The 17988-nt window shown below is 71.2% G+C and carries 14 protein-coding genes; 13 read left to right on the top strand and 1 reads right to left on the bottom strand.

Going from position 1 to position 17988, the window contains the following annotated elements; translation table 11 throughout:
- Positions 1-6 precede the first annotated feature (6 nt).
- The 4 genes from BM396_RS15225 to murD all read left to right on the top strand — a co-directional run bounded on the left by BM396_RS15225 (position 7) and on the right by murD (position 5662).
- Complete coding sequence (locus tag BM396_RS15225; RefSeq protein ID WP_043384250.1) at positions 7-1464, top strand: UDP-N-acetylmuramoyl-L-alanyl-D-glutamate--2,6-diaminopimelate ligase; 1458 nt, start codon at positions 7-9, stop codon at positions 1462-1464.
- 20 nt (positions 1465-1484) lie between these two features.
- Positions 1485-2933, top strand: coding sequence for a UDP-N-acetylmuramoylalanyl-D-glutamyl-2,6-diaminopimelate--D-alanyl-D-alanine ligase (locus BM396_RS15220; RefSeq protein WP_043384248.1), 1449 nt, complete (start codon positions 1485-1487; stop codon positions 2931-2933).
- 77 nt (positions 2934-3010) lie between these two features.
- Positions 3011-4096 (top strand): phospho-N-acetylmuramoyl-pentapeptide-transferase, encoded by a 1086-nt coding sequence (gene mraY, locus BM396_RS15215; protein ID WP_043356717.1) that lies wholly within the window; start codon positions 3011-3013, stop codon positions 4094-4096.
- 201 nt (positions 4097-4297) lie between these two features.
- Positions 4298-5662: a UDP-N-acetylmuramoyl-L-alanine--D-glutamate ligase gene (gene murD / locus BM396_RS15210; protein ID WP_043384245.1), complete on the top strand. Its 1365-nt coding sequence runs from the start codon at positions 4298-4300 to the stop codon at positions 5660-5662.
- Between the two features lie 13 nt (positions 5663-5675).
- On the opposite strand, the gene BM396_RS15205 is transcribed toward murD, so the two are convergent.
- Entirely contained in the window at positions 5676-7151 is a 1476-nt protein-coding gene (locus BM396_RS15205) for a methyl-accepting chemotaxis protein (RefSeq protein ID WP_043384241.1), read from the bottom strand.
- A 263-nt stretch (positions 7152-7414) separates the two neighbouring features.
- On the opposite strand from BM396_RS15205, the gene BM396_RS15200 reads away from it, so the two are divergent.
- From BM396_RS15200 to ftsZ, 9 genes are all read left to right on the top strand, one after another.
- Positions 7415-8581 carry an FtsW/RodA/SpoVE family cell cycle protein gene (locus BM396_RS15200; RefSeq protein WP_043356321.1) on the top strand — a complete coding sequence of 389 codons (1167 nt, stop codon included), beginning with the start codon at positions 7415-7417 and terminating at the stop codon, positions 8579-8581.
- Entirely contained in the window at positions 8578-9687 is a 1110-nt protein-coding gene (murG, locus tag BM396_RS15195) for an undecaprenyldiphospho-muramoylpentapeptide beta-N-acetylglucosaminyltransferase (RefSeq protein WP_043384238.1), read from the top strand. Before BM396_RS15200 ends, murG begins: the two co-directional genes overlap by 4 nt.
- Positions 9688-9736: 49 nt before the next feature.
- Positions 9737-11143 carry a UDP-N-acetylmuramate--L-alanine ligase gene (gene murC / locus BM396_RS15190; RefSeq protein WP_043356325.1) on the top strand — a complete coding sequence of 469 codons (1407 nt, stop codon included), beginning with the start codon at positions 9737-9739 and terminating at the stop codon, positions 11141-11143.
- Between the two features lie 4 nt (positions 11144-11147).
- On the top strand, positions 11148-11681 hold the full coding sequence (locus tag BM396_RS15185) for a DUF559 domain-containing protein (protein WP_043384235.1): 534 nt from the start codon (positions 11148-11150) through the stop codon (positions 11679-11681).
- A complete protein-coding gene (gene murB, locus BM396_RS15180) occupies positions 11678-12604 on the top strand; it encodes a UDP-N-acetylmuramate dehydrogenase (protein ID WP_043384233.1) in 927 nt (308 codons plus the stop codon). Before BM396_RS15185 ends, murB begins: the two co-directional genes overlap by 4 nt.
- 111 nt (positions 12605-12715) lie before the next feature.
- Positions 12716-13639, top strand: coding sequence for a D-alanine--D-alanine ligase (locus tag BM396_RS15175; protein WP_043356331.1), 924 nt, complete (start codon positions 12716-12718; stop codon positions 13637-13639).
- A complete protein-coding gene (locus BM396_RS15170; RefSeq protein WP_043384230.1) occupies positions 13606-14559 on the top strand; it encodes a cell division protein FtsQ/DivIB in 954 nt (317 codons plus the stop codon). Before BM396_RS15175 ends, BM396_RS15170 begins: the two co-directional genes overlap by 34 nt.
- Positions 14560-14611: 52 nt before the next feature.
- The gene (ftsA, locus tag BM396_RS15165) at positions 14612-15934 is read left to right on the top strand and encodes a cell division protein FtsA (RefSeq protein ID WP_043384227.1); all 1323 of its coding nucleotides are present in this window, start codon (positions 14612-14614) and stop codon (positions 15932-15934) included.
- Between the two features lie 93 nt (positions 15935-16027).
- Entirely contained in the window at positions 16028-17800 is a 1773-nt protein-coding gene (gene ftsZ, locus BM396_RS15160) for a cell division protein FtsZ (protein WP_043384225.1), read from the top strand.
- The last annotated feature ends 188 nt before the right edge of the window (positions 17801-17988 follow it).

Genomic DNA, 17988 nt, shown 5'->3' with positions numbered 1-17988 from the left:
GGATTCATGAGTGCGCGGCTCGCCGACCTCTTCCCCGAGGCCACCGGCCCGGCCGCGGACCTGACCGTATCGGACCTCACGGCCGACAGCCGGCAGGTCGCCACCGGCACGGTGTTCGTGGCGGTGCCGGGCACGAAGGCCGATGGCCGGCGCTTCGCCGCGCAGGCCGCCCAGCGCGGCGCCGCCGCGGTGGCCGGGGAGGGGGCCCGCCCCGCCGACCTGCCGGACGCAGTCGCCTGGATCCCGGTCGCCGACGCGCGCCGGTCGCTCGCTCTCGCCGCGGCCCGCCTCGCCGGCGCGCAGCCCGGGACCGTGGTGGCCGTCACCGGCACCGCCGGCAAGAGTTCGGTGGCCGACTTCGTGCGCCAGATCCTGGCCCGCCTCGGCCGCGACGCCGCGAGCCTCGGCACCGTCGGAATCGTCACGAACCGCGGCGCGCAGTACGGCTCCCTGACCACCCCGGACCCGGTGACGCTGCACCGGACGCTGGCGCGTCTCGCCGCCGAGGGCATCACCGACCTCGCCATGGAGGCCTCCTCCCACGGGATCGAGCAGCGCCGGCTCGACGGCGTGCGCCTCGACGCGGCGGGCTTCACCAATCTCGGGCGGGACCATCTCGACTACCACGCGAGCATCGAGGAATACCTCGCGGCCAAGCTGCGCCTGTTCACAGACCTGCTGCCGCCGGGCTGCCCGGCCATCGTCAATGCCGACGGCGCCTATGCCGAGCGGGTGATCGCCGCGGCCGAAGGCGCAGGACGTCCGGTCCGCACGGTCGGGCGGGGCGGCCGGGATCTGCACGTCGAATCCGTCCGGACCGAGGGGTTCGCGCAGGCCGCCCGGGTCCTGTTCGCCGGCCGGGCCCGGGATCTGCGCCTGCCGCTCGTCGGCGAATTCCAGGTGGAGAACGCCCTGGTGGCGGCCGGCCTCGCCCTCGCCACACCGGCGGGCGCCGCCGATCCCGACGGCGTCTTCGCCGCGCTCGAACATCTCACCGGCGTCCCCGGCCGCATGGAGCGGATCGGCGAGGCGCGGGGCGGGCTCTGCCTCGTCGACTACGCCCACAAGCCGGAGGCCCTGGAGAGCGTGCTCGCCGCGCTCCGCCCGTTCGCGTCGGGCCGGCTGATCGTGGTCTTCGGCTGCGGCGGCGACCGCGACCGGGGCAAGCGGCCGCTGATGGGCGCCATCGCGAAGCGGCTCGCCGACGTCGTCATCGTCACGGACGACAACCCGCGCACCGAGGATCCCGCCACCATCCGCCGGGCGATCCTGGACGCCGCTCCGGGCGCAGAGGAGATCGGCGACCGCTCCGAGGCGATTCACAGCGCCGTCGGCCGGCTCGGACCGGGCGATGTCCTGGTCGTGGCCGGCAAGGGCCATGAAACCGGCCAGATCGTGGGGGATCGCACGCTGCCGTTCTCGGACCATGCGGTCCTGCGTGCCGCGATTGCCGCGGCGGCCTGAGGACGACGGGGGAATCGACGATGACCGCACTCTGGACGCGGGAGGAGCTGGAATCCGCGACGGGCGGCCGACTGATCGGCCCCGAGCGCGCCATCGGCGGCGCCTCGATCGACACCCGCACGCTCCAGCCCGGCGACCTGTTCTTCGCGATCCGCGGCGATGCACGCGACGGCCACGACTTCGTTCCCGACGCCCTGGGCCGCGGGGCCGGCGCCGCGGTGGTGAGCGCGTCCCGCCTCGGGGACCTCGCGTCCCACGGTCCCGTCCTGGCGGTGCCCGAAGCGGGCGCCGACCCGGTACTCACCGCGATGGTGCGTCTCGGCGCCGCCGCCCGCGCCCGGACACGCGCGCAGGTCGTGGCCGTCACCGGCTCGGTCGGCAAGACCGGGACCAAGGAGGCGCTGCGCCACGTCCTGGCCGAGCAGGGGGAGACCCACGCCTCGGCGGCCTCCTACAACAATCATTGGGGCGTGCCCCTGACCCTGGCGCGGATGCCGCGCTCCACGCGCTACGGCGTGTTCGAGATCGGCATGAACCACGGCGGCGAGATCGTGCCGCTGACCGCCCAGGTCCGCCCCGACATCGCGCTCATCACCACCATCGCGCCCGCCCATATCGAACATTTCGCCTCGCTCGCCGCCATCGCGGACGCCAAGGGCGAGATCTTCTCCGGGCTCCAGCCCGGCGGCGTGGCGATCGTCAACCGCGACGTCCCGCATTTCGACCGGCTCGCGGCCCACGCGCAGGCCTCCCGGGCGGGACGGGTCGTCACCTTCGGCGAGCACCCGGATTCCGACGTGCGCGCCCTGAAGATCGTGCTCCGCCCCGACCTGTCGGTGATCGACGCGGTGGTGATGGGCCAGCCCGTCACCTACAAGCTCGGCACGGCGGGACGGCACGCGGCGCTGAATTCGCTCGGCGTCATGGCGGTGGTCCACAGCCTCGGGGCCGACCTCGCCCGCGCCGCCCTGTCTCTGGGCAGCCTGACGCCGCCGGCGGGCCGCGGCGAGCGCACCGCCCTCGAAATCGGTGGCGGCACCGCCTACCTCGTGGACGAGAGCTACAATGCCAACCCCGTCGCGGTCCGCGCGGCGCTGGCGACGCTCGCCGGGATCGAGACCGGACCCCGCGGACGCCGGATCGCGGTGCTGGGCGACATGCTGGAACTCGGCGCCGCCGCGCCCGACCTGCACCGCGGCCTCGCGGAGGCGATCGAGGCGGCACGGATCGACCTCGTCTTCACGGCCGGTCCGCTGATGCGCCACCTGTTCGAGGCCCTGCCGGTGAGCCGCCGCGGCGCCGTGACCGACACCGCCGCCGACCTGCTCGAGCCGCTCGCCCGGAATCTCAGATCCGGCGACGTCGTCATGGTAAAGGGATCGAACGGCAGCCGCATGGGCCGGATTGTCGAGGCGCTGAAAGCCCGCTACGCGGTCGATCCGACCCGGCGGACCCAGGCCGTCCCGTGACCGGCACGTCCGCGCGTTCGGCGCAGCCGGCGCCGCTCCCCGAAACCTGAGCCTGAACAAGGGGGCCGAGCGCCCGGATGCTGTACCTTCTCTCGGACCTGAGCAGCGCCTTCACGCCGCTCAACGTGTTCCGCTACATCACCTTCCGCACCGGCGGCGCGCTGTTCACCGCGGGCCTGTTCGTGTTCTGGTTCGGCCCCTGGATCATCTCGCTGCTGCGGATCCGCCAGGGCAAGGGTCAGCCGATCCGCGAGGACGGGCCGCAGACCCATCTGCTGACCAAGCGCGGCACGCCGACCATGGGCGGCCTGATGATCCTGGCCGGCGCCGTCGTGGCGATCCTGCTCTGGGCCAACCCGCGCAACCACTATGTCTGGGTGACGCTGACCGTCACGCTCGGCTTCGGTGCGATCGGCTTCTACGACGATTACCTCAAGGTCACGAAGCAGTCGCACAAGGGGTTCTCGGGCAAGTTCCGCCTCGCCCTGGAGGCCGTGATCGCCATGGCGGCCTGCTTCACCGTCGCGGTCTATTCCCCCGCCGCCCTCCAGAACCAGCTCGCCTTCCCGGTGTTCAAGGACGCCCTCCTCAATCTCGGCTGGTTCTACCCGCTGTTCGGCGCCTTCGTGATCGTCGGAGCGGGCAATTCCGTGAACATGACCGACGGCCTCGATGGCCTGGCGATCGTGCCGGTGATGATCGCCTGCGGCACCTTCGGGTTCATCGCCTATCTCGTCGGCAACTCGTTCACCGCCAGCTATCTGCAGGTGAACTACGTCCGCGACACGGGCGAACTGGCCGTGGTCTGCGGCGCGGTGATCGGTGCCGGTCTCGGCTTCCTCTGGTTCAACGCGCCGCCGGCCCAGATCTTCATGGGTGACACCGGCTCCCTGGCGCTGGGCGGCCTGCTGGGCTCCATCGCGGTGGCGACGAAGCACGAGATCGTCCTGGCCATCGTCGGCGGGCTGTTCGTCCTGGAGATGATGTCGGTGATCATCCAGGTTGCCTCGTTCAAGCTCACGGGCAAGCGCGTCTTCCGCATGGCGCCGATCCACCACCATTTCGAGCAGAAGGGCTGGAAGGAGCCGCAGGTGGTGATCCGCTTCTGGATCATCGCGGTGATCCTGGCGATGGCCGGTCTGGCGACGCTGAAGCTGCGCTGAAAAACTGTGCTAGAGGGGCGATGAAAGTGGGCGATCCCACGCTCGCCCTCATCCTGAGGTGCTGCGCAGCAGCCTCGAAGGAGCCCTCCAGCCGGCCACGCGATCCCTGGAGCCCTTCGAGACCTCCGCCGCGCGCCGGCACGACGGGATGAGACGGCGGGCGGGATCGGCCGGGTTCGGCTGCCGCATCCAGAGTTCCGCATGACCCCCGTCACCGTCTTCCAGGAAAAGACCGTCGCCCTGTTCGGACTCGGCGGCTCCGGACTTGCCACGGCCCTGGCGTTGAAGGCCGGCGGCGCGGGGGTGCAGGCCTGGGACGACAATGCCGACAGCCTCGCGCGGGCGCGGGAGGCCGGGATCGAGACGCGGGACCTGCGCGAGGCCGACTGGTCCGGCTTCGCCGCCCTCGTGCTTAGCCCGGGCGTGCCGCTGACCCATCCCGAGCCGCACTGGAGCGTCCGGCTCGCCCGGGACGCGGGCGTCGCGATCATCGGCGACATCGAGCTGTTCTGCCGGGAGCGGCGGGCCCAGGCGGCGGGGGCGCCGTTCGTGGCGATCACCGGGACCAACGGCAAGTCGACCACCACGGCGCTGATCGCCCATGTCCTCGCCCAGGCGGGCCGCGACGTTCAGATGGGCGGCAATATCGGCACCGCGATCCTGTCGCTGGAGCCCCCCGCGGCGGACCGCGTCCACGTGATCGAGATGTCGTCGTTCCAGATCGACCTGACGCCGAGCCTCGACCCGAGCGTCGGCGTGCTGATGAACATCACCCCCGACCATCTCGACCGCCACGGCACCATGGAGCAGTACGCGGCCATCAAGGAGCGCCTGATCCAGGGCGCCGGCCTCGCGGTGGTCGGCATCGACGACGCGCCGAGCCGGGCGATCGCCGACCGGCGCGGCGCCGACCTCGTGCGCGTCCACGTGCCCCACGGCGACGTGCTGTGCACCGACGCGCTGACGGTGCGCGAGGGGATCGTCCGCGACGTCGACGGCACGGCGCTCGCGGACGTCAACGGGATCGGCTCCCTCCGGGGGGCACATAACTGGCAGAATGCAGGCGTTGCGGTGGCGGTGGCGCGGGCCCTCGGCCTGTCGCCGGAGCAGATCCAGGCGGGTCTGACGTCCTTTCCGGGCCTGCCGCACCGGATGGAGGAGGTGGGACGGCGCGGCCACGTCCTGTTCGTCAACGATTCCAAGGCGACCAACGCCGATTCCACCGAGAAGGCGCTCACCGCCTTCCGGGACATCCACTGGATCCTCGGCGGCAAGGCCAAGGAGGGCGGCATCTTCCCGCTGGTGCCATATTTCGAGCGGGTCGCCCACGCCTACCTGATTGGCGCCGCCTCGGATGCCTTCGCGGCGACCCTGGAGGGCGCAGTGCCCTACACCCGCTGCGAGACCCTCGAGAACGCCGTCCCGAAGGCTGCCGAGAACGCCGCCGCCTCGGGCGCGCCGGAGCCGGTGGTGCTGCTGTCGCCGGCCTGCGCGTCCTACGACCAGTTCCGGAACTTCGAGATCCGCGGCAACCGCTTCCGCGAGCTGGTCCAGGCGCTGCCCTGAGGGTGCGCCGCTCTCAGCGCGCGAGAACCTTGGCGGCGTCGCGGGTGGTGCCGACCGCCTGCGAGACGTTGGCCACCGACTGGACGATCGCCCCGATATTGCCGGTGATCGCCGTGACGGCGCCCGCGGCGCTCTGCATGTTCTCGGCGAGGTCCCGGGTCACGGTGCTCTGCTCCTCGATGGCGGCCGCGGTGGCCACCACGGTCTCGCGCATCACCGAGACCGAGGATCCGATCGAACTGAGCGCCTGCACGACCTCCTGCGAGACGCGCTGCACGCTGGCGATCTCGCCGTTGATCTGGCCGGTGGCGCGCGCCGCCTGATCGGCCAGCGCCTTGACCTCCGAGGCCACGACCGCGAAGCCGCGGCCCGCCGCCCCCGCCCGGGCGGCCTCGATGGTGGCGTTCAGCGCCAGCAGGTTGATCTGGCCGGCGATATCCCGGATCAGGCCGACGATGCCGGTCATCGCGGTGGCGGTCTCGGCGAGGCGCTTGGTGTGGCCATCCGCGTCCTGGACGCAGGCATAGGCGGTGTCGGTGGCGCCCTGGGAGCGCACGATGCTCTGGGACATTTCCGCCACCGACGCCGCGAGTTCCTCGGCCGCGGCCGCGACGGTCTGGACGTTGCCGGCGGTGGAATCCGCCGCCGACGAGGCCAGCGCGGCCGCCTTCGTCGAATGCGTCACCGCCTGCTCGATCTCGCCGAAATTCTGGTCGATGAGCGTCCGGAGATTGGCGAGCAGCCGGACCTGATCGCTGATGTCGGTGGCGAACTTCACCACCTTGTAGGGCCGTCCGGCGGCATCGAGGATCGGGTTGTAGGAGGCCTGGATCCAGACCTCGCGGCCGTCCTTGCCGATCCGCCGGAACTGGGCGGCCTGATAGGTTCCGTTCCGCAGGGCCGCCCAGAAGGCCCGGTACCCCTCGCTCTCGCGGTGGGCGGGGTCCACGAACAGGCTGTGATGCTGCCCGATCACCTCGTCGCGGGTGTAGCCCATCGCGGTCAGGAAATTGTCGTTGACCGCCGTCACCGTGCCGTCGAGATCGAAGGCGATGACCGCCTGCACCTTGTCGATCGCGGCGATCTGGCCGGCGCGGTCGGCCTCCTCGGTCCGCTGCTGCGTGATGTCGGTGGCGAACTTCACCACCTTGTAGGGGCGGCCGCGGACGTCGAGCATCGGATTGTACGAGGCCTGGATCCAGATTGGCCGGCCGCCGCGGCCCACCCGCTGAAATTGACCGGATTCGAATGCGCCGGACCGAAGGCGTTCCCAGAAGGCCCGGTAGTCCGGCGCGTCCCGCTGGGCCGGATCCATGAACAGGCTGTGGTGCTGCCCGACGATCTCGGGCAGCGTGTACCCGACGACGTCGAGGAAATTGCGGTTCGCCGAGAGAATCCGCCCGGCCAGATCGAACTCGATCACGCCCTGAACCCGGTCGAGGGCCGCGAGCTTGGCATGCGCTTCACGGACGTTCAGGGCAGAAAACATGGCGCGTCGGCTTCCTCTGGGCGGGCCAGGCGCAGCGCGCCTCGACCCGCCGGGGGTACACCTGAAAGTTGCAATGGGAAGATTAACATAGGGTGTCTTTATACCAGTATAAAACCGGTCGAATACAGCACTCCACCGCAGGCCGGTTTCGCGGCGGCCGAAAGCCCACGCGGCGACCATAAGGCTCCGTTTACCATTCCTGCACAGGATCAGGCCCGACCCGCGCGGATCGGCATCCGCGCGGCCTGGAGTCGTTGCCCGGCATGATGTCACGCGCGGAACGCACGCCCCTGACGGACTGGTGGTGGACCGTGGACCGCGGTCTGCTCGCGGCCCTGTTCGCGCTGATGATCGCGGGTCTGGTCTTCCTGATGGGCGGCGGCCCCCCGGTGGCCGAACGCATCGGCCTCCCGACCTTCTACTTCCTCAACCGGCAGGCGATGTACCTCGCGCCGACCATCCTGCTGATCTGCGCGGTGTCGTTCCTGTCGCTGCGCGGCATCCGGCGGCTCGCGCTGGTCACCTGGGTCTGCGGCGTCGTCCTGTGCCTGCTCGCCGGCAAGTTCGGGCCCGAGATCAAGGGCGCGCACCGCTGGATCCAGTTCGGCTCCTTCGGCCTGCAGCCCTCGGAATTCGTGAAGCCCGCCTTCGTGGTCGTCGCCGCCTGGGCCTTCTCGGAAGGCGCCCAGCGCCGCGACATGCCGGGCGGGATCCTCGCCCTGCTGCTGCTGCCGATCACCATCGTGCCGCTGCTGCTCCAGCCCGATTTCGGCCAGACCATGCTGATTACCATGGTGTGGTGCGCGCTGTTCTTCGTGGCCGGCCTCCACCTGATCTGGGTGGCCGTCCTCGGCGTGCTGGGGCTCGGAGGCGTGTTCGCTGCCTATCTGTTCTTCCATCACGTGCGTGAGCGCTTCAACAAGTTCCTCGACCGGGATTCCGGCGGCGGCTTCCAGGATTTCTGGTCGCGGGAATCCTTCCGTTCGGGCGGCTGGTTCGGCACCGGGCCGGGGGAGGGCGTGGCCAAGCGCCACCTGCCGGACGCGCATACCGACTTCATCTTCTCGGTCACCGGCGAGGAGTTCGGCGTGATCGTCTGCCTGTGCCTCGTGGCCCTGTTCGCCTTCATCGTCCTGCGCGGCCTCAAGCTCGCCCGCCGCACCGACGACACCTTCTCGCGGCTGGCGATCACCGGCCTGACCACGCTGTTCGGCCTCCAGGCCTGCATCAACATGGCGGTGAACACCCAGCTGATGCCCGCCAAGGGCATGACGCTGCCCTTCGTCTCCTACGGCGGCTCCTCGCTGATCTCGCTGGCGCTCGGCACCGGCTTCCTCGTCGCCCTGACCCGCAAGCGTCCCCGCACCGTGATGCTCAGCCAGAAGCCCCCCGGCACCGCGCCGGCCACCGTCGCCGGAGTGATGCGGTGACGGTCTTCACCCCCACGATCCTGCTCTGCGCGGGTGGAACCGGCGGCCACCTGTTCCCGGCCGAGAGCCTCGCCCACGCGCTGCGCGCCCGCGGCATCCGGGTGGCCCTCGCCACCGACGCCCGGGTCGATGCCATCGCGTCCGAGTTCCCGGCCTCCGAGGTCGTCACCATCGCCTCGGCGACGCCGTCCGGCCGCTCGCCGCTGAAGCGGGCCGGCGCCGTGCTGACGCTCGGCCGCGGCTTCGGCGTGGCCGCGAAGGAGATCCGACGGATCAACCCGGCCGCCATCGTGGGCTTCGGGGGCTATCCGACCGTCCCGCCGGTGCTGGCCGGCCAGATCCTGCGCGTGCCGACGATCCTGCACGAGCAGAATGCCGTGATGGGCAGGGCCAACGCCTTCCTGGCGCGGGGCGCCCGCACCATCGCCACCGGCTTCAAGGACGTGCGCGGCGTGCCCGAGAAGGCCAAAGCCCCGCGGATCCACACCGGCAACCCGCTTCGCCCGGCGGTGATCGAGGCGGCGAAGATCCCGTATCCCCCCCTCGGTCCGGATGACGCCCTGCGACTCCTGGTGTTCGGCGGCAGCCAGGGCGCCCGGGTCATGGGCGAGGTCGTGCCCGAGGCGATCGCCCGTCTGCCCGAAGCGCTGCGCGCCCGGCTGCACCTCGTCCAGCAGGTCCGGCCCGAGGACCTGACGGCGGTGCAGAACCGCTACCTCGCCATGGGGCTTGCGGGGATCGAGGCGGCGCCGTTCTTCAAGGACCTGCCGGCCCGCATGGCCGCGAGCCACCTCGTGGTCTCGCGCTCGGGCGCCTCGACGGTCTCCGAACTAGCGGCGATCGGCCGCCCGGCGATCCTGGTCCCGCTGCCCGGCTCGCTGGATCAGGACCAGGCTGCCAACGCCGCGACCCTCGACGCGATCGGCGCGGCGCTGGCGGTGAAACAGTCGGATTTCACGCCCGAGCGCCTCGCCGCGGACCTCACGGCCTGCTTCGAGACGCCGGCAAAATTGACCGCAGCGGCCGATGCGGCCAGAAGCGCGGGCATCCATGACGCCGCCGAGAGGCTGGCCGAGGTCGTCGTCGAGACGGCCGCCCGCACCTGATCCTCCCGGGATTCCGCACCGGCGATCCCGACACCAGACGGTTCGACCCATGAAGCTGCCCGACAAGCTCGGACCCATCCACTTCATCGGCATCGGCGGTATCGGCATGTCCGGCATCGCCGAGGTGATGCACAACCTCGGCTACACGGTGCAGGGGTCGGACGCCTCGGACAACACCAATGTCCGCCGTCTCGCCGAGAAGGGCATGCGCACCTTCGTGGGCCACGACGCCCAGAACGTCGAGGAGGCGGCCCTGGTCGTCGTCTCCACGGCGATCCAGCGCGACAATCCCGAGCTGCAAGCCGCCCGGGAGCGCCGTCTGCCGGTGGTGCGCCGGGCCGAGATGCTGGCGGAGCTGATGCGCTTCAAGTCCTGCGTGGCCATCGCGGGCACACACGGCAAGACCACGACCACGTCGCTGGTCGCGACGCTGCTGCTGGCCGGCAACCTCGACCCGACGGTGATCAACGGCGGCATCATCAACGCCTTCGGCACCAATGCCCGCATGGGCGAGGGCGACTGGATGGTGGTGGAGGCCGACGAGTCCGACGGCACCTTCCTGAAGCTGCCGGCGGACGTCGCCATCGTCACCAACATCGACCCCGAGCATCTCGATCATTTCGGCTCGTTCGATGCCGTGAAGGACGCGTTCCGGCGGTTCATCGACAACATCCCGTTCTACGGCTTCGCGGTGATGTGCATCGACCATCCGGTGGTGCAGGATCTCGTCGGCCATATCGAGGACCGGCGGATCATCACCTACGGCGAGAACCCGCAGGCGGACGTGCGCCTGATCGACGTGGACCTGCGCGGCGGCCAGAGCCGCTTCCGGGTGATGATCCGCGACCGCCGCCCCGGCTACCGGATGGAGATGGAGGACCTGGTCCTGCCGATGCCGGGCAAGCACAACGCGCTCAACGCCACCGCGGCGCTCGCCGTGGCGCACGAGCTCGGCGTGAAGCCCGACGCGATCCGCCAGGCGCTCGCCGGCTTCGGCGGCGTCAAGCGGCGCTTCACCCGCACCGGCGAGTGGAACGGCGCGACGATCTTCGACGATTACGGACACCATCCGGTGGAGATCAAGGCGGTGCTCAAGGCCGCGCGCGCCTCGACCGAGCACGGCGTGATCGCCGTGGTGCAGCCACACCGCTATACCCGGCTGCAATCGCTCTTCGACGATTTCTGCACCTGCTTCAACGATGCCGACACGGTGATCGTGGCGCCGGTCTACGCGGCCGGCGAGACGCCGATCGAGGGCTTCGACCGCGACAGCCTCGTGGCGGGCCTGCGCTCCCGCGGCCACCGCGACGCCCGGGCGCTGGAGCGGCCTGAGGAACTTTCGGGGATCATCGCGGAGCTCGCCAAGCCGGGCGACTACGTGGTGTGCCTCGGGGCCGGTACGATCACCCAATGGGCCTACGCGCTGCCGGGCGAATTGGCCGCGCGGGGACGGTAAGGGGATGCGCGGGGCCGATCCGGAACCGGCCCGTTTCCGGCGATGCCTGCGCGGATCACAGACCGAGGCCGAGCGCCGCCTCCGGTGTCGCTTGCGGGACCGGCGTCTCGGCGGGGCCGAGGTCGTCCGGCAGGAATCGATCAGGCGCTCTGTCGCGGAGTTCGACTCCCGAACGTCACGCCTGATTGGCGAGCGGACTGGCGACCACCACGCGGACAGCGACCATGGCGTTCGGGCCCCGTGGCTGACCGCACAGGGCTCTCGCGTCCTGGGGTTCTGGAACGTCGGGATCGTGAACACCGTCGCCGGCGTCCGAGACACGATCTTGTCCGTGCCGCCCCCCTCTCACCGCTTGCCGCGAGAGGGTCGCGACGACCCCGTCGTCGGCACGGAACGCCCGAAGGGCGAAGGTGAGGGGGCGGCTTCAGTCAAGCCACAGCTGGAGCCGCCCCCTCACCCTCGGCTGCCGCCCCGATGCGACGACACGGTCGTCGCATCCCTCTCCCCGCAGGCGGGGAGCGGGGAGATCCAAAGATGACCGCATCCCTCCACGACCGTATCCGCGCCGCCGCGCCCGATCTTCGCGGGCGCCTGCTCGCCGACCAGCCGCTGGCCGACCTCACCTGGTTCCGGGTCGGCGGCCCCGCCGAGATCCTGTTCACCCCGGCCGACGAGGAGGATCTCGCGCGCCTCCTCGCCACCCTGGACCCCGACGTGCCGGTCACGGTCATCGGTCTCGGCTCGAACCTGATCGTCCGCGACGGCGGGGTGCCGGGCGTGGTGGTCCGGCTCGGCGGCAAGGCGTTCGGCAGCGTCGCGATCGACGGCGACACGCTGGCCGTGGGCACCGCGGTTCCCGACATGCGCCTCGCCAAGGCGGCCGCCGAGGCCGGTCTCGACGGGCTCGCCTTCTACCGCGGCATCCCGGGCTCGATCGGCGGCGCGCTGCGCATGAATGCCGGCGCGCATGGCGGCGAGACCACCGACGTGCTGGTGGAGGCGCGCGGAATCGACCGCCGGGGCGCATTGCGCACCTTCAGCCACGCCGACATGGGCTTCTCCTACCGGCATTCGGATGCCCCGGAGGACGTCATCTTCACGAGCGCCCTGTTCCGGGGCAAGCCCGGCGACCGGGCCGCCATCGAGGCGGAGATGGAGCGGGTCACGGCCGCCCGTGAGGCCGCCCAGCCGATCCGCGAGCGCACCGGCGGCTCGACCTTCGCCAATCCCGAGGGCGGCAAGGCGTGGCAGCTCATCGACGCCGCCGGTTGCCGGGGCCTGACCCGGGGCGGCGCCCAGGTCAGCGAGATGCACTGCAATTTCCTGATCAACACCGGTCATGCGACCGCCGCCGATATCGAGGGACTCGGCGAGGAAGTCCGTCGCCGGGTGCGCGAGACGAGCGGCGTCGAGCTGCGCTGGGAGATCCGGCGGATCGGCGCGGCGGCCGCCCCCCGGTGAGCGCGGTGTTCCCGTCTCGCCGATGCGGCCGGGATACGGTGCTCGTCTGCCACCGGTGACCGTCCGGTCCCTGCAGAGTCTGTTTGAAGCCGACCTATTCGAGGTGCCCTGATGTCCAAGCACGTCGCCGTCCTGCTGGGCGGCACCTCCGCCGAGCGCGAAGTCTCGCTCAGTTCCGGCAAGGCCTGCGCCGACGCCCTCGAAGGCGAGGGCTACCGGGTCACCCGGGTCGATGTCGGTCCCGATATCGCCTCCGTGCTGACGGCGCTCAAGCCGGACGTGGCCTTCAATGCGCTGCACGGCCCGGACGGGGAGGACGGCACGATCCAGGGTCTCCTGGAGATCCTCAGGATCCCCTACACCCATTCCGGCGTCCTCGCCTCGGCGCTCGCGATGAACAAGGAGCAGGCCAAGACCGTCATGCGCGCGGCCGGCGTCGACGTGCCGGAAGGCCGGATCGTTAACCGTCGTGAGGCCGCCAGGACACACCCCCTGCCGCCACCCTATGTGGTGAAACCCATCGCCGAGGGCTCCTCGGTGGGTGTGATCATCGTGCGCGACGGGCGCTCGCACCCGCCCCAGATCCTCGCCTCCGAGGAGTGGACGTTCGGCGAGCAAGTCCTTGTAGAACCTTACATAGCCGGCCGCGAGCTCACCTGCGGGGTGATGGGCGACAGGGCCCTCGGCGTGATCGAGGTGAAGGCCGCGACGGGGGATTGGTACGACTACGATGCTAAATACGCCCCGGGGGGGTCGGTGCACGTGCTCCCGGCCGAACTTAAACCAAATGTTTACCAGCGTGTCCAAGAACTGTCGTTAACGGCGCATCAAGCACTGGGCTGTCGGGGCGTCAGCCGTGCCGACCTTCGCTACGACGACACACCGGGTGGAACCGGTCTGCTCGTCGTGCTGGAGGTCAACACGCAACCCGGCATGACCCAGACGAGCCTTGTGCCGGAGATGGCGGCCCATGCGGGCCTGAGTTTCGGTGAGCTCGTCCGATGGATGGTGGAGGACGCTTCCCTGAATCGCTGAGCGGCGACGCCGCCGGCCGGACCGGTCCCGCGCGCCTCGCTGGCGCGATCCTGGGCCGGCTCGCCGGCCGCGTCTCGCCTCGGTCGCTCTCGGTCCGCCGGGCCCGCTCGGGCCAGCGCCTGAGCGAGCGCCTGCCGCGCGGCGTCGGCATGGTGGCGGTCTCCGTGTCCGCCGCCGCCATGGCGCTCGCCGGTTTCGTGGCGAGCGGCCGCTACGACGCCTTCGTGGCGGAGCAGGGCCGTCCCCTCGACATCGCGGCGCGCGTCGCGGGCTTCGGCGTCGAGCGCGTCACCATCTCGGGCATCTCCCGGATGTACGAGCGCGAGGTGCTGGCCGCCGCCGGCATCGACTGGCGCTCCTCGGTTCCCTTCCTCGACGTCAACGAGGTCCGCGAGCGGCTGCTGCGCGTGCCGCTGATCGCCCAGGCCTCCGTCCGGAAGATCTATCCCAACGAGATCGCCATCACCCAGGTGGAGCGCGAGCCCGCGGCCCTCTGGCAGAAGAACGGCGAGATCAGCGTGATCGCCGCCGACGGCACCGTCATCGACGCCATGCGGGACGACCGCTATGCCAGCCTCCCCCTGGTGGTCGGCGACGACGCCAACACCAAGCTTCCGGAATATCTCGCCCTCATCGCCGCCGCCGGTCCGCTCGCCGAGCGGATCAAGGCCGGCACCTACGTGTCCGGTCGGCGCTGGACCCTCAAGTTCGACGGCATCGACGTGCGCCTGCCCGAGGCCGACCCGGCCGCGGCGCTCGCCCGCCTCGTCCGGTTCGAGCGCGAGGCCGGCCTGCTTGAGAAGGACATCATCGCGGTGGACCTGCGCATGCCGGACCGCCTCGTGGTGCGCCTGACCGAGGAGGCCGCCGCCGCCCGTGCGGAAGCCCAGAAGGCGAAGAAGAAGGGCGCGGCCAGCTGATGCCCTTCCTGTCGATCTCCGCCCGTCCCGCCTCCCGCGTCCGGTAGCGTCAATGCACAGCCAACACGGCCTCACGCCGCGCTTGAAGCCGCTCTCCGCCCGGCGCTCGACCACCCTCTCGGTGCTCGATATCGGCACGAGCAAGGTGGTCTGCCTCATCGCCGAGCTGCAGCCCGCCGAGGCGCTCACCACGCTGCGCGGGCGCACCCACCTCGCGCGCATCATCGGCATCGGCCACCAGCGCTCGCTCGGCCTGAAGGGCGGCGCCATCGTCGACCTCGCCGCCGCCGAGGGCGCGATCCGTCAGGCGGTCCACGCCGCCGAGCGGATGGCCAAGGTCGAGGTCCAGTCGGTCATCGTCAACATGTCGGGCGGCCGGCTCGCCTCGCAGCATTTCCAGGCGCGGGTGAACGTCCGCTCCGGCACCGTCACGGGCAGCGACGTCGAGCGGGTGCTCGAGACCGCGAGCGCCCACGGCGTCAGCCCCGGCCGCGCCGTGCTGCACGCCCTGCCGACCGGCTACGCCCTGGACGGGCAGGGCGCCGTCATCGACCCGTCGGGCATGATCGGCGAGGCGCTCAGCGTCGACCTGCACGTGGTCACCAGCGAGCTGGCCGCCGCCCGCAACGTCATGCTGGCGGTGGAGCATTGCCACCTCGGCGTCGAGGCGGTGATCGCCACGCCCTACGCGGCCGGACTCTCCGCGCTCGTGGACGACGAGGCCGAGATGGGCGTCTGCGTCGTCGACATGGGCGGCGGCACCACCAGCGTCGGCGTGTTCTCCGGCGGGCACCTTGTCCACGTGGACGCCCTGGCGGTCGGCGGCCACCACGTCACCATGGACATCGCCCGCGGCCTCTCCACCCGGATGGCCGCGGCCGAACGGCTGAAGACCCTCTACGGCTCGGCCCTCTCCACGCCTTCCGACGACCGCGACATGATCGCGGTGCACGGGGTCGGCGAGGACGAGGGCGAGGCCCCGGCCCACATCCCGCGCTCGCAGCTCGTGCGGATCATCAAGCCGCGGGTCGAGGAGGTGGTCGAGCTGGTCCGCGACCGCCTGCGGGACGCGGGCTTCGCGGCCCAGGCCGGACGGCGCGTGGTTCTCACCGGCGGCGCCAGCCAGCTCGTCGGCCTGCCCGAGGTCGCCCGCCGCGTCCTCCAGGGTCAGGTGCGAATCGGACGGCCCCTCGGGATCCGGGGTCTGCCGGAAGCCGCAAAGGGCCCGGCCTTCTCGGCGGCGGTCGGCCTGCTGGTCTACCCGCAGGTGGCGCATGCCGAGCATTTCGAGCCGCGGGGGCACGGCGCCTTCGCGGCGACCGGAACCGACAACTACCTGAACCGGGTCGGCCGCTGGCTCCGGGACAGCTTCTAGGGTTTCGCATCCGCCCCCGCGGACGGGCGGATCGAAGAGTATCCGGCGCCCAGGCGTCGCACGGAAAGCACAGTTAGCGAGAGGCTCGACACCATGGCCATCACCCTCCAGGCGCCGGACATCCGGGAACTCAAGCCCCGCATCACCGTCTTCGGCGTCGGCGGCGCCGGCGGCAACGCCGTCAACAACATGATCGAGTCGGGCCTGCTCGGCTGCGAATTCGTCGTGGCCAACACGGACGCCCAGGCGCTCACCTCCTCGAAGGCCGAGCGGGTGATCCAGATGGGCCTGGGCGTGACGCAGGGCCTCGGGGCCGGCTCGCACCCGGAGGTCGGCTCGGCCGCCGCCGACGAGGTGATCGACGAGATCCGTGACCAGCTCTCGGGCGCCCACATGTGCTTCATCACCGCCGGCATGGGCGGCGGCACCGGCACCGGCGCCGCTCCGGTCATCGCCCGTGCGGCCCGCGACATGGGCATCCTGACGGTCGGCGTCGTGACGAAGCCGTTCCAGTTCGAGGGCATGCGCCGCATGCGCACCGCCGAATCCGGCATCCAGGAGCTGCAGGCCGCGGTCGACACCCTGATCGTGATCCCGAACCAGAACCTGTTCCGGGTCGCCAACGAGAAGACCACCTTCGCGGACGCCTTCGCGATGGCCGACCAGGTGCTCTACTCCGGCGTCGCCTGCATCACCGACCTGATGGTGAAGGAAGGCCTCATCAACCTCGACTTCGCCGACGTCCGCGCGATCATGCGCGGCATGGGCAAGGCCATGATGGGCACCGGCGAGGCGTCCGGCGAGAAGCGCGCCAACCGCGCCGCCGAGGCGGCCATCGCCAATCCGCTCCTCGACGACGTCTCCATGAAGGGGGCCCGCGGCCTGCTGATCTCGATCACGGGCGGCTCGGACCTGACCCTGTACGAGCTCGACGAGGCCGCGACCCGCATCCGCGAGGAAGTCGACCAGGACGCCAACATCATCCTGGGCGCCACCTTCGACGAGAGCCTCGACGGCATCATCCGCGTGTCGGTGGTCGCCACCGGCATCGAGCCGCTGCTGATCTCGGCGAACTCGCCCAACAACCCGGCCATCGCCGAGACCGAGCAGCGCATCGCCGAGGTTGCCGAGCGCCTGCGCGCCGAGGCCCGCTCTCGCGCCGCCTCGCCGGTGCCGAGCATCCGCACAGAGTCGGCCGCGCCGGCCCCCGCGCCGCAGCCCAGCACGGAGATGCGGGCCGAGCCGCGGATCGAGAGCCGCATGGAGAGCGCCGCGCCGGTGACCCGCGACGACGTCGTGCTCGCCCCGGCCCAAGCGCGCGCCGCGGCACCGTTCGTCCCGGCTCCCGCACCGCAGCGGGCCGAGCCGGCCACCGCCATCGAGGCCGGCCCGTTCGTGCCGCCGCGTCCCGCCGCCCCGACGGGCACGCCGCTCGCCCGCGCTCCGCGCATGCCGCAGATCCACGAGCTGCCGCCGATCGCCCAGACCCAGATCATGGCGAACCGCGCGGCCGAGGAGGCCGCTCCGGAATCCAAGCGGACCTCGCTGCTGCGCCGGCTCGCCACCGTGGGCTTCGGCGGCCGCCGCGAGGACATGGAGGGCGCCCCGGCAGCCCGGCCGGCCTCTCCCGCCGCCCCGCAGCCGCATTTGGCCCAGCCGCACATGGCCCAGCCGCACATGGCCCAGCCGCACATGGCCCAGTCCCACGTGCCGCCGGCCCCCCGTGCCCCGGCCGCGCCCGCGGTGCCGCAATACCGCCCGGCCCAGGGCAACCTCGACGCGCAGGGCCGGGTCTCCGCGCAGCCCCGGATGATGGACGACGATCAGCTCGAGATCCCCGCCTTCCTGCGTCGTCAGGCGAACTGACAGGCCGAGATCTCGGACACGGCAGGGGGCCGGCGGGAAACCGCCGGCCCCTTCGCGCTGCAACAAAGCAACTCGTGGTTGTTACGGCCTGAAACAGGCCTCATCGCGTGGGCATGCGGCGTCTCGCGAGGCCGGGACCGTGGTGCATCCGCGCCACAGAACGGCCGCCGGTTAGCCATGCGTTAACC

Origin of the sequence: Methylobacterium sp. UNCCL125, from assembly GCF_900116795.1 — a bacterium.
Lineage (GTDB): Bacteria > Pseudomonadota > Alphaproteobacteria > Rhizobiales > Beijerinckiaceae > Methylobacterium > Methylobacterium fujisawaense.
Note: the sequence above shows the minus strand (reverse complement) of the source record. Positions and strands in the feature narration are given on the sequence as shown.

Excerpts from the sequence above, each read along its gene's own strand:
- murC (WP_043356325.1), top strand. The coding sequence starts at position 9,737 with ATGAAGCTGCCCGACAAGCTCGGACCCATCCACTTCATCGGCATCGGC.
- BM396_RS15220 (WP_043384248.1), top strand. The coding sequence starts at position 1,485 with ATGACCGCACTCTGGACGCGGGAGGAGCTGGAATCCGCGACGGGCGGC.
- BM396_RS15205 (WP_043384241.1), bottom strand. The coding sequence starts at position 7,151 with ATGTTTTCTGCCCTGAACGTCCGTGAAGCGCATGCCAAGCTCGCGGCC.
- BM396_RS15185 (WP_043384235.1), top strand. The coding sequence starts at position 11,148 with ATGCGCGGGGCCGATCCGGAACCGGCCCGTTTCCGGCGATGCCTGCGC.
- murB (WP_043384233.1), top strand. The coding sequence starts at position 11,678 with ATGACCGCATCCCTCCACGACCGTATCCGCGCCGCCGCGCCCGATCTT.
- BM396_RS15170 (WP_043384230.1), top strand. The coding sequence starts at position 13,606 with ATGGATGGTGGAGGACGCTTCCCTGAATCGCTGAGCGGCGACGCCGCC.
- ftsA (WP_043384227.1), top strand. The coding sequence starts at position 14,612 with ATGCACAGCCAACACGGCCTCACGCCGCGCTTGAAGCCGCTCTCCGCC.
- BM396_RS15175 (WP_043356331.1), top strand. The coding sequence starts at position 12,716 with ATGTCCAAGCACGTCGCCGTCCTGCTGGGCGGCACCTCCGCCGAGCGC.
- murD (WP_043384245.1), top strand. The coding sequence starts at position 4,298 with ATGACCCCCGTCACCGTCTTCCAGGAAAAGACCGTCGCCCTGTTCGGA.
- mraY (WP_043356717.1), top strand. The coding sequence starts at position 3,011 with ATGCTGTACCTTCTCTCGGACCTGAGCAGCGCCTTCACGCCGCTCAAC.
- BM396_RS15200 (WP_043356321.1), top strand. The coding sequence starts at position 7,415 with ATGATGTCACGCGCGGAACGCACGCCCCTGACGGACTGGTGGTGGACC.
- ftsZ (WP_043384225.1), top strand. The coding sequence starts at position 16,028 with ATGGCCATCACCCTCCAGGCGCCGGACATCCGGGAACTCAAGCCCCGC.
- BM396_RS15225 (WP_043384250.1), top strand. The coding sequence starts at position 7 with ATGAGTGCGCGGCTCGCCGACCTCTTCCCCGAGGCCACCGGCCCGGCC.